Source organism: Streptomyces eurythermus, assembly GCF_014649115.1.
GTDB classification, from domain to species: Bacteria; Actinomycetota; Actinomycetes; order Streptomycetales; family Streptomycetaceae; genus Streptomyces; species Streptomyces eurythermus.
On sequence record NZ_BMSK01000005.1, the window covers coordinates 114413 to 129898 of the forward strand.

The window sequence follows — 15486 nt, forward strand, 5'->3', positions numbered from 1 at the left end:
GAGCAGCCACGATGGCTCGACACCTCATCACCAGCGCCCTTCCGTACATCAACGGGATCAAGCACCTGGGCAACATGGTGGGGTCCATGCTCCCGGCGGACGTCTACTCCCGCTATCTGCGCCAGCGCGGCCACGACGTCCTCTACATCTGCGCGACGGACGAGCACGGCACCCCCGCCGAGCTGGCCGCCAAGGAGCAGGGCCTGCCCGTGGCGGATTTCTGCGCCCGCGCGCACGACGCGCAGAAGGCGGTCTACGACGGCTTCGCGCTCGCCTTCGACTACTTCGGCCGCAGCTCCAGCCGGCAGAACGTCGAGATCACCCAGCACTTCGCCCGCAAGCTGAACGAGAACGGCTTCATCGAGGAGCGGGCGATCCGCCAGGTCTACAGCCCGGCCGACGGCCGCTTCCTGCCGGACCGCTACGTGGAGGGCACCTGCCCGCACTGCGGCTACGACAAGGCCCGCGGCGACCAGTGCGAGAACTGCACCCGCGTGCTGGACCCGACCGACCTGATCAACCCGCGCTCGGCGATCTCCGGCTCCACCGAGCTGGAGGTCCGCGAGACCAAGCACCTCTTCCTGCTCCAGTCCAAGCTCCAGCACGAGGTCGAGGCGTGGGTCGCCCGGCACGAGGACGACTGGCCGCAGCTCGCCTCCTCCATCGCCCGCAAGTGGCTGACCGAGGGCCTGCACGACCGCGCGATCACCCGCGACCTGGACTGGGGCGTCCCGGTCCCGGCGGACACCTGGCCGGAGCTGGCGACCGAGGGCAAGGTCTTCTACGTCTGGTTCGACGCCCCGATCGAGTACATCGGCGCGACGAAGGAGTGGGCGGACCAGGACCCGGAGAACCGGGACTGGAAGGCGTGGTGGTACGAGGCCGACGACACCGTCCGCTACACCGAGTTCATGGCCAAGGACAACGTCCCCTTCCACACGGTGATGTTCCCGGCCACCGAGCTGGGCGTGCGCGAGCCGTGGAAGAAGGTCGACTACGTCAAGGCGTTCAACTGGCTGACGTACTACGGCGGCAAGTTCTCCACCTCGCAGAAGCGCGGTGTCTTCACCGACCAGGCCCTGGACATCCTGCCCGCCGACTACTGGCGCTACTTCCTGATCGCCAACGCCCCGGAGTCGGACGACTCGTCGTTCACCTGGGAGCACTTCACCGCCACGGTGAACAAGGACCTGGCCGACACCCTCGGCAACTTCGTCAACCGCGTGCTGTCCTTCAGCAAGAAGCGGTTCGGCGAGGAGGTCCCGGCCGGCGGCGAGCCCGGCGAGGCGGAGGCGCGGCTCGGCGAGGAGATCGCCCGTCTGCTCGCCGAGTACGAGGAGCAGATGGAGGCCCTGCAGTTCCGCAAGGCCGCCGCCGCGCTGCGCGCCCTGTGGTCGGCCGGCAACTCCTACCTGGAGGAGAAGGCCCCCTGGCTGGAGATCAAGACGAACAAGGAGGGCGCGGCCCTCACCCTGCGTACGGCGATGAACCTGATCCACCTGTACGCGGTGGTCTCCGAGCCGCTGATCCCGGCCACCTCGGCGGCGATGCGCGGCGCCTTCGCGCTGCCGGACGACACCGCCTCCTGGGTCACCGCCGAGGAGGCCAAGGCCCTGGCCGCCGTCCCGGCCGGCACCCCGTTCACGGTGCCGCCGGTGCTGTTCGCCAAGCTGACGGACGAGGACCTGGCCGCGTACAAGGAGCGCTTCGGCGGCGAGGAGGGCTGACCCCGCCGCTTCCGTCCGCGTGAGGAGGGCGCCGGGCCGTGGGGCCCGGCGCCCTTTCGCGTACGGCGGGGTTACTTCAGCACGCCCGCGCCGGTGGTGCCCGCCAGTTCCGCCGGCAGGTTCTCCGCCGAGGTCTGCAGGCCCGCGGTGAGCGCCGGGGTCCAGTTCACGGTCGTCCTGATCTTCTTGGAGCTCGCGGCGTTGTACGCGGCGACCAGGTCGGTGACCGTGCCGTTGACCAGGTTGCCGCTGCCCGCGACCGAGCCGGTGCCGTCGCCGCTGAGCAGCTTGGCGACCTTGCCGCCGCTCGGCACCGTCCAGTAGTTGGCCTGCGCGACGACCTGGGCCCCGGCGCGGGAGTTGATGCTGTACTGGGGCGCGTAGCCGTTGACGGTCGTCGTGTCGTACACGTTGTTGTAGAGGTGGATCCGGCCGAGGCGGGCCAGCGGGGCCCGCTGCACGATGCCCTTCCACACGTTGTGGTGAATCGTCACGCGCAGCTTGCCGGTGCTGTCCTTGTCGCTGGAGCCGATCAGCATCGTCTTGTCGTGGTCGGTGAACCGGTTGCGCTCGACGGTCACCAGGTCGGAGCCCTTGGTGATGTCCAGGGCCCCGTCGTGGATCTGGTACTCGCGGCCGAAGTACTTCGGGTTGGCCTTGTCGAAGTGGGGGGCGTCGGTGAACGTGTTGTGGTCCGCCCAGACGTGGGTCGCGCCGCGCAGGGTGACCGAGTCGTAGTTCGAGTTCCAGTTGCCGTCGTCGCCGTCGGTCGGGTCCCACTGCGGGAAGCAGTCCTCGGTGGCGGAGAAGGCCAGATTGCGGACGATGACGTTGTCCACGTTCTGGATCTGGAGCATGCCGCCGGTGATCCCGGCGCCGGTGCCGGGCACGCCCACGATCGTGGTGTTGGCCGGCACCTTGAAGACGACGGTCTTCGCCTGCTTGTCCTGGGCGGCGGCGCGGGCCTTCTCCTGGGTGCCCGAGGGCAGCTTGGAGCGGCCGTAGACGGCCGGGTCGTAGGCCTTGAGGTAGGCGGACAGCGAGTAGCCGGTGCCGGCCGCGTAGTCGGCGCAGGTCAGCTTTCTGCCGCTGTCGTCGGTGTTCGCGTCGATCGTGCCCTTGACCTTGATGATGCGGGGCGTGGTGTCCGAGGCCGAGCCGAGCGCCTTCACGAGCTGGGCGCGGGTGGAGACGGTGAAGGTGTGCGCGGAGTCGGCCTTCGCTCCGCCGGTGGTCCCCGTGCCGGAGGCGGCCCAGCCGTCCTTGGCGGCGAGGGTCTGGTGGTACAGGTCGACGCCGTCGGCGTTCGCGTTCAGCACGAACACCCCGGCGCCCACGCCCGCGGCCACGACGGCGGCGGACACGGCGAACAGGCGCCGCTTGCGGAGGGACCGGCGGTGGGAGGGAGCTGCCACGGAGGAGTCCTTAGGGTCTGTCGTACATGCCTTACGACTCCTCAGTGACCGCCCGGCGCCGGGAGGTTGCCGCCGGCGCGGGAAATTTCCCCGGAGCCCGGTCAGGTGTCGCGCCCCGGGCCCGGCAGGCCGGAGAATCGTCCTCGTGGACATCCCCGAACCCCATCGCCGGCTCCTCGCGGACGCCGCCTCGGCGGGCGCCCCGTACGGTCTGGTGCTGGCCGGCGGCTACGCCCTCCAGGCGCACGGTCTGCTGAGCCGCCCGCACGCCGATGTCGACCTGGCCACCGAGAGTGCCGAGCCCATGGAGCGGATCGCCGCCGCCGTCGGCGCGGCCCTTCGGGAGCGGGGATGGCGGGTGACGGCCGGCGCGGTCACCGCGCTGACCGCGCGGCTGACGGTGACCGACCCGCCCACCGGGGAGCCGTGCGCGCTGACGCTGCACAAGGAGACGTTCTGGCAGCCGCCGGAGCCGACCGGTCACGGCCCGGCGCTCTGCCTCGCGGACGCCGTCGGCACGAAGATCCGGGCGCTGTACGACCGGGGCGCGGCCGTCGACCTGGTCGACGCCCGCGCCTGCGCGGACCGGTTCTCGCTGCCGGACCTGGAGGAACTGGGCCGCAGGCACGCCCACGACCCGTTCGACCTGCCCACCCTCCAGTCGCGGCTGACGGGCACGGACTTCTACGCCGACCGGGACTTCCTCCGGTACGGCCTGGCCGAGGACGACGTCGCCGCCCTGCGCGCCTGGGCGCAAGCCTGGTCCGACGACATCGCCGAACGGCTGCTGGAGGACGGCGCGTCCCCGGACGCGCCGTCCGACGAGCCGTCCGACGAGCAGGGCGGCTGAGCCCCGTCGGGGATCGCTTACTTGGGCTGCGGCTTGCGGATGTCCAGGTGCAGCTCGCGCAGGCGGGACTCCTCCAGCTCGGTCGGGGCGCCCATCATCAGGTCCTGGGCGTTGCCGTTGAGCGGGAAGGCGATCGTCTCGCGGATGTTGGGCTCGTCCGCGAGGAGCATGACGATGCGGTCCACGCCCGGGGCGATGCCGCCGTGCGGCGGGGCGCCGAAGCGGAACGCGCGGAGCATGCCCGCGAACTCCCGCTCGGTGGTCTCGCGGTCGTAGCCCGCGATCTCGAACGCCTTGAGCATGATGTCCGGCTCGTGGTTCCGGATCGCGCCCGAGGACAGCTCCACGCCGTTGCAGACGATGTCGTACTGCCAGGCCAGGATGTCCAGCGGGTCCTGCGTCTCCAGCGCCTCCATGCCGCCCTGCGGCATCGAGAACGGGTTGTGCGAGAAGTCGATCTTCCCGGTGTCCTCGTCCTTCTCGAACATCGGGAAGTCGACGATCCAGCAGAACCGGAAGACGTTCTCCTCGAAGTGGCCGGCGCGCTTGGCGGCCTCGACGCGGACCGCGCCCATGATCTTGGAGACCTCGTCGAACTCGCCTGCGCCGAAGAAGACGGCGTGGCCGGGGGCCAGCGACAGGCGCTTGGTCAGCTCGGCGACGTTCTCCTCGGTGAGGAACTTCGCGATCGGGCCGGACAGCGTGCCGTCCTCGCCGACCCGGACCCAGGCCAGGCCCTTGGCGCCCAGCGACACGGCGAAGTCGCCGAGCTGGTCGAAGAACTTGCGCGGCTGGTCCTGGACGGCCGGCACGGGCAGGGCCCGCACGTGCTTGCCGGCGAACGCCTTGAACTCCGAGCCCTCGAAGACGTCGGTGATGTCCACCAGCTCCAGCTTGGCGCGCAGGTCCGGCTTGTCGGAGCCGTACTTGAGCATCGCCTCGCGGAACGGGATCCGCGGGAACGGGGAGGTGACGTGACGGCCGCCGCCGAACTCCTCGAACAGCTCGGTCATCAGCTGCTCGATGGGCCGGAAGACGTCCTCCTGCTCGACGAAGCTCATCTCGACGTCGAGCTGGTAGAACTCGCCCGGCGAGCGGTCGGCGCGGGCGTCCTCGTCGCGGAAGCAGGGTGCGATCTGGAAGTAGCGGTCGAAGCCGGAGATCATCAGCAGCTGCTTGAACTGCTGCGGGGCCTGCGGCAGGGCGTAGAACCTGCCCGGGTGCAGCCGGGAGGGGACCACGAAGTCACGGGCGCCCTCGGGGGAGGTCGCCGTCAGGATCGGGGTGGCCATCTCGTTGAAGCCGAGCGCCGTCATCTTCTGGCGGATGGCGCCGATGACCGCCGTACGCAGCATGATGTTGCGGTGCATGCGCTCGCGGCGCAGGTCGAGGAAGCGGTACTCCAGGCGCCGCTCCTCGTTGACCCCGTCCTCGGCGTTGATCGTGAAGGGCAGCGGCTGGGCCGCGCCGAGCAGCTCGACCTCGGCGACCTCGACCTCGATCTCACCCGTGGGCAGGTCGGGGTTCACGTTCTCGGTTCCACGTGAGACAACGCGGCCGTCGACGCGGACCGTGGACTCCTTGGAGATCCTGTCCAGGGCCTCGTACGCCGGGGTGCCGGGGCGGGCGACCAGCTGCGTGATGCCGTAGTGGTCGCGCAGATCGATGAAGAGGATGCCGCCCAGGTCGCGCCGATTGTGCAGCCAGCCACTCAGCCGGACGTCGGTGCCGACGTCAGAGGCGCGGAGCTGGCCGCAGGTGTGGGACCTGTACCGATGCATCGTCGTTCATCCAGTCTGTGCGGATCGGGTGTCGCCAGGCGGGTACGGCCTAGGCCATCCCAAGGGTACCGGGCACCCCAAGAACGGCTCCCCACGATTACCGTCCGCCCGCCTAGGTGGCACCTATCAGTCGTCTCTCCATAAAGTGGGACAATGCGCACAGGCGAGCCCCTGCCGTCCGTCGGGGAGGTCCTCGCCGCCCTCGCGACCGGACTGTGGCACTGGGACACGGCCGCCGGCCTGGTCACCCTGGACGCGGAGGCGGCGCGGCTGCTCGGGCTGCCCGCGCGGCCGGTCACCCTCACCGAGGCCCAGACCCGGGCCCGGCTGCACCCCGTCGACTGGAACGAGGTCGCCGGGGTGGTGCGGCTGGCCGCCGCCGAGGGCACCCTCGCCGAGGTCCGCATCCGGGTCATGGACGCCGACGGCCGCATCCTGCGGGTCGTCCGCAGCCGGTCCAAGCCGTCCTTCGACCCCGAGCGGCGCACCTACGAACTGATCGGCACCCTGCAGGAGGTGACCGAGCCCGCCCCGGGCACGCCCGCGGCCCGCAGCGCGGTCACCGGCGACTGGCGGCGCTCCCGGGAGGCGTTCCTGCTGGACGCGGGCCGGGCGCTGGCGGAGGCGCGGTCCACGGCCGAGGTGCTGCGGGTGGCGGGGGGCCTGTCGATGCCGGGTTTCTCCCCGGACGGGCTCGTGGTCTACGGCGTGGAGGGCGACCGGCTGACGATCACCGGCCAGCACGGACACCAGCCCGGCGACATGGGCCCCTTCTCCCACATGCCGCTGGACACCGACTACCCGGCCGCCGAGGTGGTCCGCACCGGGCGGGCCGTCTATCTGTCCTCCCCGGAGGAGTACCGGGACCGCTACCCGGCCACCTGGCCGCTCGCCCGGCGCTTCGGCCGGCACTCGTGGGCGTTCCTGCCGCTGACGGCCGCCGGGCGCACGATGGGCGCCTGGATGGCCGCGTTCACCTACCCGGTGGCGTTCACGCCCGACGAGCGCGCGGTGCTGACCACGGTCGCCCGGATGCTCGCCCAGGCCCTGTCCCGGGCCGGCGCCGCGGAGTCGGAGCGCGAGCTGACGGAGGGCCTGCAACGCTCCATGCTGCCGTCGCTGGGACCGGAGATCCCGGGGATGCGGATCGCCGCCCGGTACATCCCGACCGGCGGCGGACTCCAGGTCGGCGGCGACTGGTACGACATGATCCCGCTGCCCTCCGGCCGCTTCGCGCTGGTCATCGGGGACGTCCAGGGCCATGACGTGCGCGCGGCCGGGATCATGGGCCAGCTGCGGATCGCGCTGCGCGCCTACGCCGCCGAGGGGCACCGGCCGGACGCCGTCCTCTCCCGCGCCTCCCGCTTCCTGCACGGGGTCACCGACGGCTCCGGGCCGGACGCCCTGGCCGACCCCCGGTTCGCGACCTGCCTGTACGTGGAGGCCGACCCGGCGACCGGCATGCTGGAGGTCGCCCGCGCCGGGCACCCGGACCCGGTGATCCGGATGGCGGACGGCACGGTGATGATGCGGCCGACGGCGGGCGGGCTGCCGCTGGGCGTCGACCCGGACGCCGACTACCCGACGACCCGGTTCACCCTGGAACCCGACGAGACACTGATGCTGTGCACCGACGGTCTGATCGAGACCGGCGGGCACGACCTGGAGAGCGGCTGGCGCAGGCTGCGGTTGCCGCTGGAGGACCACCGGGCGGGCGAGTACCGCCAGGAGGATCTGGAGGCGCTGGCCGACGCCCTGGTGCAGGCGGTGCACGGGCCGTCCTCGCACCACACCACCGGCCCGCTGGCCGACCGCCGCGAGGACGACATCGCGCTGGTGCTGCTGTGCCGGCCGGCCGCGGCCTGCGGGCGCGACGGCACCGTCGCGGCCGGTCCCCCGGTGCGGCGCACCCTGCTGTCGGTGGCGCAGGACGAGCCGGACCGGATCGCCGAGGCCCGCCAGCACCTGCGCGAGCTGCTGCACGACTGGGCCTCGCCCGAGCAGGTCGACTCGGCGGTGCTGCTGGTCTCCGAGATGGTCACCAACGTGCTGGTGCACACCGACGCCGACGCCCTGCTGCTCGCCGAGGTGCTGTGCGGGGAGCGCGGGCGGCGGCTGCGGGTGGAGGTCTTCGACACCGGCGACGACCTCCCGCACAAGCGCCGCCCCGGCGAACTGGCCTCCTCCGGCCGCGGCCTGATGCTGATCGAACTCCTCGCGGACACATGGGGGGTGGCCCCCCGCGGCGAGGGCAAGAGCATCTGGTTCGAACTGAGGGAACGGACGGGCGCGGGAGCCCCCGGGACCACACCGGGGTCGTACGTCCCGTAGCCACGCCGGCGTCCGGACGGGCCGGGTGCGCCCGTCCGGACTCCGGGAGGGATCAGATGCCGCCCTCGGTCATGCCGTGTACCGCCGGGATCCGCCCGAACCGGCCCTTCTTGAAGTCCTCGAAGGCCTGCACCAGTTCGTCCCTGGTGTTCATGACGAACGGGCCGTAGTGGGCCATCGGCTCCCGGATGGGCTTGCCGCCGAGGAGGACGACCTCCAGGTCGGGGGTGTGCGCGTCCTGCTTCTCGTCCGCGCGGACGGTCAGCGCGGAGCCGGCGCCGAAGACGGCGGTCTGGCCCAGGCGGACCGGCCGCCGCTCCGCACCGACCGAGCCCTTGCCCGCCAGCACGTAGGCGAGGCCGTTGAAGTCCTCCCGCCACGGCAGGGTGATCTCCGCACCCGGCGCCAGCGTCGCGTGGATCATCGTGATCGGCGTGTGGGTGACGCCGGGGCCCTGGTGGCCGTCCAGCTCGCCGGCGATGACGCGCAGCAGGGCGCCGCCGTCGGGGGTGGTGAGCAGCTGGACGGTGCCGCCGCGGATGTCCTGGTAGCGCGGGGCCATCATCTTGTCCTTGGCGGGGAGGTTCACCCACAGCTGGAGGCCGTGGAAGAGACCGCCGGACACGACCAGGGACTCCGGCGGGGCCTCGATGTGCAGCAGGCCGGAGCCGGCCGTCATCCACTGGGTGTCGCCGTTGGTGATGGTGCCCCCGCCGCCGTGCGAGTCCTGGTGGTCGAAGACGCCGTCGATGATGTAGGTGACGGTCTCGAAGCCGCGGTGCGGGTGCCAGGGGGTGCCCTTGGGCTCGCCCGGCGCGTACTCCACCTCCCCCATCTGGTCCATCATGATGAACGGGTCGAGGTGGCGGTAGTTGATCCCCGCGAACGCCCGGCGCACCGGGAATCCCTCACCCTCGAAGCCGCTCGGGGCGGTCGTGACGGTGAGCACGGGACGTGCCACGGCATCGGCGGGAGCGGTCACACGGGGCAGCGTCAACGGGTTCTCGACGGTCACTGCGGGCATGGCGGGTACCTCCTTGGTACGCCCACTTTAGTTGAGCGTTGAACTTCTTGCCACCCACAACAGAAGAGGCCCGGAGGGAATTCCCTCCGGGCCCCCGTCCGGGTGCCGGCTCAGCCGCCGCCGTACATGCGCCGCATCGCGAAGTCGACCATCTGCTCGACCGCCTTCGCGTCGAACACGATCCGGTGCTCGCCCTCCATGTCCAGGACGAAGCCGTAGCCGGTGGGCAGCAGGTCGATCACCTCGGCGCCGGTGATGACGAAGTACTTGGACTCCTTGCCCGCGTACCGGCGCAGCTCCTTCAGAGAGGTGAACATCGGGATCACCGGCTGCTGGGTGTTGTGCAGCGCGAGGAAGCCCGGGGTGTCGCCGCGCGGGCAGTACACCTTGGAGGTGGCGAAGATCTGCTGGAAGTCCTCGGCGGCCATCTGCCCGGTGGTGAAGGCGCGCACCGCGTCCGCGAGCGAGGGCGGGGACGGCTCCGGATAGAGCGGCGGCTGCTGGCCGTACCCGCCGACACCGCCCGGCATCTGCTGCTGCGGCGGGGCGTACTGCTGCTGAGCGCCCACGTTCTGGTCGTAGCCGTACATGGGCAGAAGCGTACCGAGCCGGCCCGTCACCCGGATGGGCTACGGCACAGGAATTCCGCGCGCCGGCCGGGGAGGACCGACGGCACCGGCCCCCACCCGAACGGCGGGGCGCGCGAGGGTGTTCACGGGGCGCTCGGGGGGCATGCACCTGGCATGTACAAGGCGCCCGCAGCGCTACTTGAGACGCGTCACAGATGCCCGGATCGGGGTTGCGTCTTATTACCGGCGGGTAGCATCATCGTAGCTACTTGTTGGTACGTGAACTAGGTGCGAGGAGTCAGTGCCTCGCCGATCCCTCTACGGAGCCGTCGCCATGGGGCACTACAAGTCGAATCTCCGCGACATCGAGTTCAACCTCTTCGAAGTACTCGGGCGCGACAAGGTGTACGGCACCGGCCCGTTCGAGGAGATGGACGTCGACACCGCCAAGAGCATCCTGGAGGAGATGACCCGCCTCTCGGAGAACGAGCTGGCCGAGTCCTTCGCCGACGCCGACCGCAACCCGCCGGTCTTCGACCCGGAGACCAACACCGCGCCGGTCCCGGCGTCCTTCAAGAAGAGCTACCAGGCCTTCATGGACTCCGAGTACTGGCGGCTCGGGCTGCCCGAGGAGATCGGCGGCACCACCTCGCCGCGCTCCCTGATCTGGGCCTACGCCGAGCTGATCCTGGGCGCCAACCCGGCCGTGTGGATGTACTCCTCGGGCCCCGCGTTCGCCGGCATCCTCTTCGAGGAGGGCAACGAGGTCCAGAAGCACATCGCGAAGATCGCCACCGAGAAGCAGTGGGGCTCCACGATGGTGCTCACCGAGCCCGACGCGGGCTCCGACGTGGGCGCCGGCCGCACCAAGGCGATCCAGCAGGAGGACGGCTCCTGGCACATCGAGGGCGTGAAGCGCTTCATCACCTCCGGTGAGCACGACATGTCGGAGAACATCCTCCACTACGTGCTCGCGCGTCCCGAGGGCGCCGGCCCCGGCACCAAGGGCCTGTCCCTCTTCCTCGTGCCGAAGTACCTGTTCGACTTCGAGACCGGCGAGCTGGGCGAGCGCAACGGCGTCTACGCCACCAACGTCGAGCACAAGATGGGCCTGAAGGCGTCCAACACGTGCGAGATGACCTTCGGCGACAAGCACCCCGCCAAGGGCTGGCTGATCGGCGACAAGCACGACGGCATCCGCCAGATGTTCCGCATCATCGAGTTCGCCCGCATGATGGTCGGCACGAAGGCGATCTCCACGCTGTCCACCGGCTACCTGAACGCGCTGGAGTACGCCAAGGAGCGAGTCCAGGGTCCGGACCTGGCGAACTTCATGGACAAGACCGCGCCCAAGGTCACCATCACCCACCACCCCGACGTGCGCCGCTCGCTGATGACGCAGAAGGCGTACGCGGAGGGCATGCGCGCCCTGGTGATGTACACCGCCTCGATCCAGGACGCCATCCAGATCAAGGAGGCGAACGGCGAGGACGCCTCCGCCGAGCACGCGCTGAACGACCTGCTGCTGCCGATCGTCAAGGGCTACGGCTCCGAGAAGGGCTACGAGCAGCTGGCCCAGTCGCTGCAGACCTTCGGCGGCTCCGGCTTCCTCCAGGAGTACCCGATCGAGCAGTACATCCGGGACTCCAAGATCGACACCCTGTACGAGGGCACCACGGCGATCCAGGGCCAGGACTTCTTCTTCCGGAAGATCGTCCGCAACCAGGGCGCCGCGCTGAACTCCCTCGCCGAGGACATCAAGAAGTTCCTGGCCCTCGGCACCGGCGGCGAGGAGCTGGCCGGCGCCCGCGAGCAGCTGGCCAAGGCGGCCGTGGAGCTGGAGGCGATCGTCGGCGTGATGCTGACCGACCTGGCCGCCACCGAGCAGGACACCAAGAACATCTACAAGGTCGGCCTGAACACCACCCGCCTGCTCATGGCCTCCGGTGACGTGGTCGTCGGCTACCTCCTCCTCAAGGGCGCCGCGGTCGCCGCCGAGAAGCTGGCCACCGCCTCGGCGAAGGACAAGGCCTTCTACACCGGCAAGATCGCCGCGGCGAAGTTCTTCGCGGCGAACGTCCTGCCGGGCGTCACCCTCGCCCGCAAGGTCGCCGGCAACGTGGACCTGGACCTGATGGAGCTGGACGAGGCCGCGTTCTAGGTCCCGGCGTTCCGGGCGTCCGGTTTCCCGACGTTCCGGACGTCCCCGTCGATTCCTCGCACGGGCCCGCTCTCTTTCCGGGAGCGGGCCCGTGCACGTCGTTAAGGTGAATCCCATGAGCGCACCAGCCCGCTTCGACCGCGGCCACACCGACGACCTGATGTCCTTCCTGGCGGCGAGCCCGTCGCCGTACCACGCAGTGGCGAACACCGCCGAGCGGCTGGAGAAGGCGGGCTTCAGGCAGGTCGCGGAGACGGACGCCTGGGACGGGACGCACGGCGGCAAGTACGTGCTGCGCGGCGGCGCGATCGTGGCCTGGTACGTGCCCGAGGGCGCCGAGGCGCACACCCCCTTCCACATCATCGGCGCGCACACCGACTCCCCGAGCCTGAGGGTCAAGCCGCGCCCGGACAGCGGGGCGCACGGCTGGCGTCAGGTCGCCGTGGAGATCTACGGCGGCCCGCTGCTCAACTCCTGGCTGGACCGGGACCTCGGCCTGGCCGGCCGGCTGACCCTGCGCGACGGCTCCTCGGTCCTGGTCAACGTGGACCGGCCGCTGCTGCGGGTGCCGCAGCTCGCCATCCACCTGGACCGCTCGGTCGGCTCCGAGGGTCTCAAGCTCGACAAGCAGCGGCACCTCCAGCCGGTGTGGGGCCTCGGCGACCAGGTGGGCGACGGCGACCTCATCGCCTTCCTGGAGCAGGAGGCCGGGCTGACCGCGGGCTCGGTGACCGGCTGGGACCTGATGACCCACCCGGTGGAGCCGCCGGCCTACCTCGGCCGGGACCGGGAGCTGGTCGCCGGCCCGCGCATGGACAACCTGCTGTCCGTGCACGCCGCTGCCGCCGCCCTCACCGCCGTCGCGGCCTCCGGTGCCCCGCTCACCCGTATCCCGGTGCTGGCCGCCTTCGACCACGAGGAGAACGGCTCCCAGTCGGACACCGGCGCCGACGGCCCGCTGCTCGGCACCGTCCTGGAGCGCTCGGTGCTCGCGCGCGGCGGGACGGCCGAGGACCGGGCCCGCGCCTTCGCCGCCTCGGTCTGCCTGTCCTCCGACACCGGTCACGCCGTGCACCCCAACTACGCCGAGCGGCACGACCCGACGCACCACCCGCGGGTCAACGGCGGCCCGATCCTCAAGGTCAACGTCAACAACCGCTACGCGACCGACGGTTCGGGCCGCGCGGTGTTCGCCGCGGCCTGCGAGAAGGCGGGCGTGCCCTTCCAGAGCTTCGTGTCGAACAACTCCATGCCGTGCGGCACCACCATCGGCCCGATCACCGCGGCCCGGCACGGCATCCGCACGGTCGACATCGGCGTGGCGATCCTGTCCATGCACAGCGTCCGCGAACTGTGCGGCGCGGACGACCCGTTCCTCCTCGCGAACGCCCTGACGGCCTTTCTGGAGGGCTAGGTCCCGCCCCCAGGGCCTAGGCGGCATCCCGCCGGGTACCCGGACGGCACCGGAGATTCCGGAACCGGAAGGGGAGGCGAGGTCTCATGGGTCTCGGCGGATGCATCATCCTCATCGGCGTGGGGGCCATTCTGACGTTCGCGACCGACTGGCACATGAAGGGCGTCAACGTCACCGTCGTCGGCCTGATCCTGATGGCCGTGGGCCTGATCGGCGTCGCGACGTTCAGCGGCATAGCCCGCCGCCGCCGTGTGGTCGTCCCGCCGACGACACCGGTGGTGGAGGAGGAGCCCCACCGCCACCACCGTGTCGACGGCTACTCGGACGGCTACGGCGTCTGACGCGCCGTCCGTCTACTGCTCGTCCATGCCCGCCAGGACGAGCGGCAGACGGTCCGTCCCGCCCGCTGTGAGGCGCAGCGGGACGCCCCAGTCCTGCTGGTGCACGTGGCAGGCGGGGTATTCGTTGGCCGGGTCGTCGTCACAGCTGGCGGCCATCGCGGAGACGTGCAGGACGCCCTCGGACACGGCGGGGTTCAGTTCCAGCTCGCGGGACAGGTCCGTGTCGGCCCCTTCGCCCTTGAGCAGCAGCTCGGGCGGGGTGGCGGAGACCAGCAGGCGGGTCGAGGGGCCGTAGCGGGTGTCGAGCTTCTGGCCGGCCGGCGCCTGGAAGATCACGTCCAGGCGGAGGCGGCCGGGGGCGACCTCGGTGGCGGCCCGCCGGGTGCGGTGGGCGACCGACTCCACGCGCACCGCCTCCTCGGGCAGCCGCAGCCGGGTCAGCCGGTGCCGGGCCGATTCCACCACCACGATGTCCTCGCCGACGAGGACGGCGTCGCTGGGCTCGCGCAGATCGGTGGCGAGCGTGGTGACCTCGCCGGTGGCGGGGTCGTAGCGGCGCAGGGCGTGGTTGTAGGTGTCGGCGACGGCGACCGAGCCGTCCGGCAGGGCGGTGACGCCCAGCGGGTGCTGGAAGAGCGCCTGGCCGGCGGCGCCGTCCCGGTGGCCGAAGTCGAACAGACCGGTGCCCACGGCGGTGTGCACGTGCCCGTCGGTGTCCACCCAGCGCAGGGCGCTCGTCTCGGAGTCGGCGAGCCACAGCCGGTCGGCGGTGGCCGCGAGCCCTGAGGGCTGGGCGAACCATGCCTCGGCGCCGGGACCGTCCACCAGGCCCTCGTTGGTGGTGCCGGCCGCCACGGCCACCGTCCCGGCGTCCGGGTCGTAGGTCCACAGCTGGTGGACGCCCGCCATCGCGATCCACACCTTGCCGCCGAAGACCGCCACGTCCCACGGCGAGGAGAGGTCCACCTCGCGGGCCGGTCCGGAGGTGGCCGAGCCCTGCCACCACTGCCTGCCGGTGCCCGCCAGGGTGGTCACCTCACCGGTGGCGGGGTCCAGCCGGCGCAGGGCGTGGTTCACGGTGTCGGCGACCACCACCGAGCCGTCGTCCAGCAGGGCGAGACCCTGCGGCTCGTTGAAGGACGCCTGGTCCGGGCCGCCGTCGGCGAAGCCGCGCGTGCCGGAGCCGAACCGCCGCAGGGCCGTCTCGGCGTCGCCGGCCAGCTCCACCAGCTGGTGCCGGGTGGTGTCGCTGACCAGGAAGTTGCCCGACGGCAGCAGCAGCGCCTTGCCGGGGAAGCGCAGCGTCGTCGGCTCGGGCTCCGGCGGCACGTAGGGGCCGTCGCCGCGGCGCAGGGTGCCCTTCGCCTCGTGCTCGGCCTCCAGCTCCTCGACCAGCCGCTCGATGGCGTGCGCGTGGCCCTCGCCGGCGTGCTGGGCGACGACGTAGCCCTCGGGGTCGATCACCACGAGGGTGGGCCAGGCGCGCACCGCGTACTGCTTCCAGGTGGCCAGCTCCGGGTCGTCCAGGACCGGGTGCGCCACGCCGTAGCGCTCGACGGCGTCCACGACCGCCTGGTGCTCGGCCTCGTGCACGAACTTCGGCGAGTGCACCCCGATCACCACGAGCGTGTCCCGGTGCTTCTCCTCCAGCTCGCGCAGCTCGTCCAGGACGTGCAGGCAGTTGATGCAGCAGAAGGTCCAGAAGTCCAGGACGACTATGCGTCCGCGCAGGTCGGCAAGGGTGTACTGCTGGTCTCCCGTGTTCAGCCAGCCGCCCTTGCCGATCAGCTCGGGGGCGCGTACTCGGGCGCGTCGGGGTGCGGAGTCGGTCATGGATCCAGGGTGCCACCTCACGCCGACGGACGTTTCGGCG

The 15486-nt window shown here is 71.2% G+C and carries 11 protein-coding genes; 6 read left to right on the forward strand and 5 right to left on the reverse strand.

The window, feature by feature from the left end; all coding sequences use genetic code 11:
- Positions 1–11 precede the first annotated feature (11 nt).
- A complete protein-coding gene (metG, locus tag IE251_RS10745; RefSeq protein WP_189752675.1) occupies positions 12–1727 on the forward strand; it encodes a methionine--tRNA ligase in 1716 nt (571 codons plus the stop codon).
- Between the two features lie 71 nt (positions 1728–1798).
- Here the strand turns inward: metG and IE251_RS10750 are convergent, their stop codons facing one another.
- Positions 1799–3142, reverse strand: coding sequence for a pectate lyase family protein (locus tag IE251_RS10750; protein WP_189752676.1), 1344 nt, complete (start codon positions 3140–3142; stop codon positions 1799–1801).
- A 145-nt stretch (positions 3143–3287) separates the two neighbouring features.
- On the opposite strand from IE251_RS10750, the gene IE251_RS10755 reads away from it, so the two are divergent.
- A complete protein-coding gene (locus tag IE251_RS10755) occupies positions 3288–3992 on the forward strand; it encodes a nucleotidyl transferase AbiEii/AbiGii toxin family protein (protein WP_189752677.1) in 705 nt (234 codons plus the stop codon).
- A gap of 17 nt (positions 3993–4009) precedes the next feature.
- Here the strand turns inward: IE251_RS10755 and aspS are convergent, their stop codons facing one another.
- Entirely contained in the window at positions 4010–5773 is a 1764-nt protein-coding gene (gene aspS / locus IE251_RS10760) for an aspartate--tRNA ligase (protein ID WP_189752678.1), read from the reverse strand.
- A 153-nt stretch (positions 5774–5926) separates the two neighbouring features.
- On the opposite strand from aspS, the gene IE251_RS10765 reads away from it, so the two are divergent.
- Complete coding sequence (locus IE251_RS10765) at positions 5927–8104, forward strand: SpoIIE family protein phosphatase (RefSeq protein ID WP_189752679.1); 2178 nt, start codon at positions 5927–5929, stop codon at positions 8102–8104.
- A 52-nt stretch (positions 8105–8156) separates the two neighbouring features.
- Here the strand turns inward: IE251_RS10765 and IE251_RS10770 are convergent, their stop codons facing one another.
- Positions 8157–9128 (reverse strand): pirin family protein, encoded by a 972-nt coding sequence (locus IE251_RS10770; protein WP_189752680.1) that lies wholly within the window; start codon positions 9126–9128, stop codon positions 8157–8159.
- Between the two features lie 110 nt (positions 9129–9238).
- Positions 9239–9718, reverse strand: a complete 480-nt coding sequence (locus IE251_RS10775) for an SseB family protein (protein ID WP_030609496.1) — start codon at positions 9716–9718, stop codon at positions 9239–9241.
- Positions 9719–10031: 313 nt separating this feature from the next.
- Here IE251_RS10775 and IE251_RS10780 point away from each other — a divergent pair, with 313 nt between their 5' ends.
- The 3 genes from IE251_RS10780 to IE251_RS10790 all read left to right on the forward strand — a co-directional run bounded on the left by IE251_RS10780 (position 10032) and on the right by IE251_RS10790 (position 13613).
- Entirely contained in the window at positions 10032–11858 is a 1827-nt protein-coding gene (locus tag IE251_RS10780; protein ID WP_189752934.1) for an acyl-CoA dehydrogenase, read from the forward strand.
- 115 nt (positions 11859–11973) lie between these two features.
- Positions 11974–13272, forward strand: a complete 1299-nt coding sequence (locus IE251_RS10785; protein ID WP_189752681.1) for a M18 family aminopeptidase — start codon at positions 11974–11976, stop codon at positions 13270–13272.
- Positions 13273–13358: 86 nt separating this feature from the next.
- On the forward strand, positions 13359–13613 hold the full coding sequence (locus IE251_RS10790) for a hypothetical protein (protein WP_030609484.1): 255 nt from the start codon (positions 13359–13361) through the stop codon (positions 13611–13613).
- Positions 13614–13625: 12 nt separating this feature from the next.
- Here IE251_RS10790 and IE251_RS10795 read toward each other — a convergent pair whose 3' ends face one another.
- Positions 13626–15446, reverse strand: coding sequence for a thioredoxin-like domain-containing protein (locus tag IE251_RS10795; RefSeq protein ID WP_189752682.1), 1821 nt, complete (start codon positions 15444–15446; stop codon positions 13626–13628).
- Positions 15447–15486: the final 40 nt, after the last annotated feature.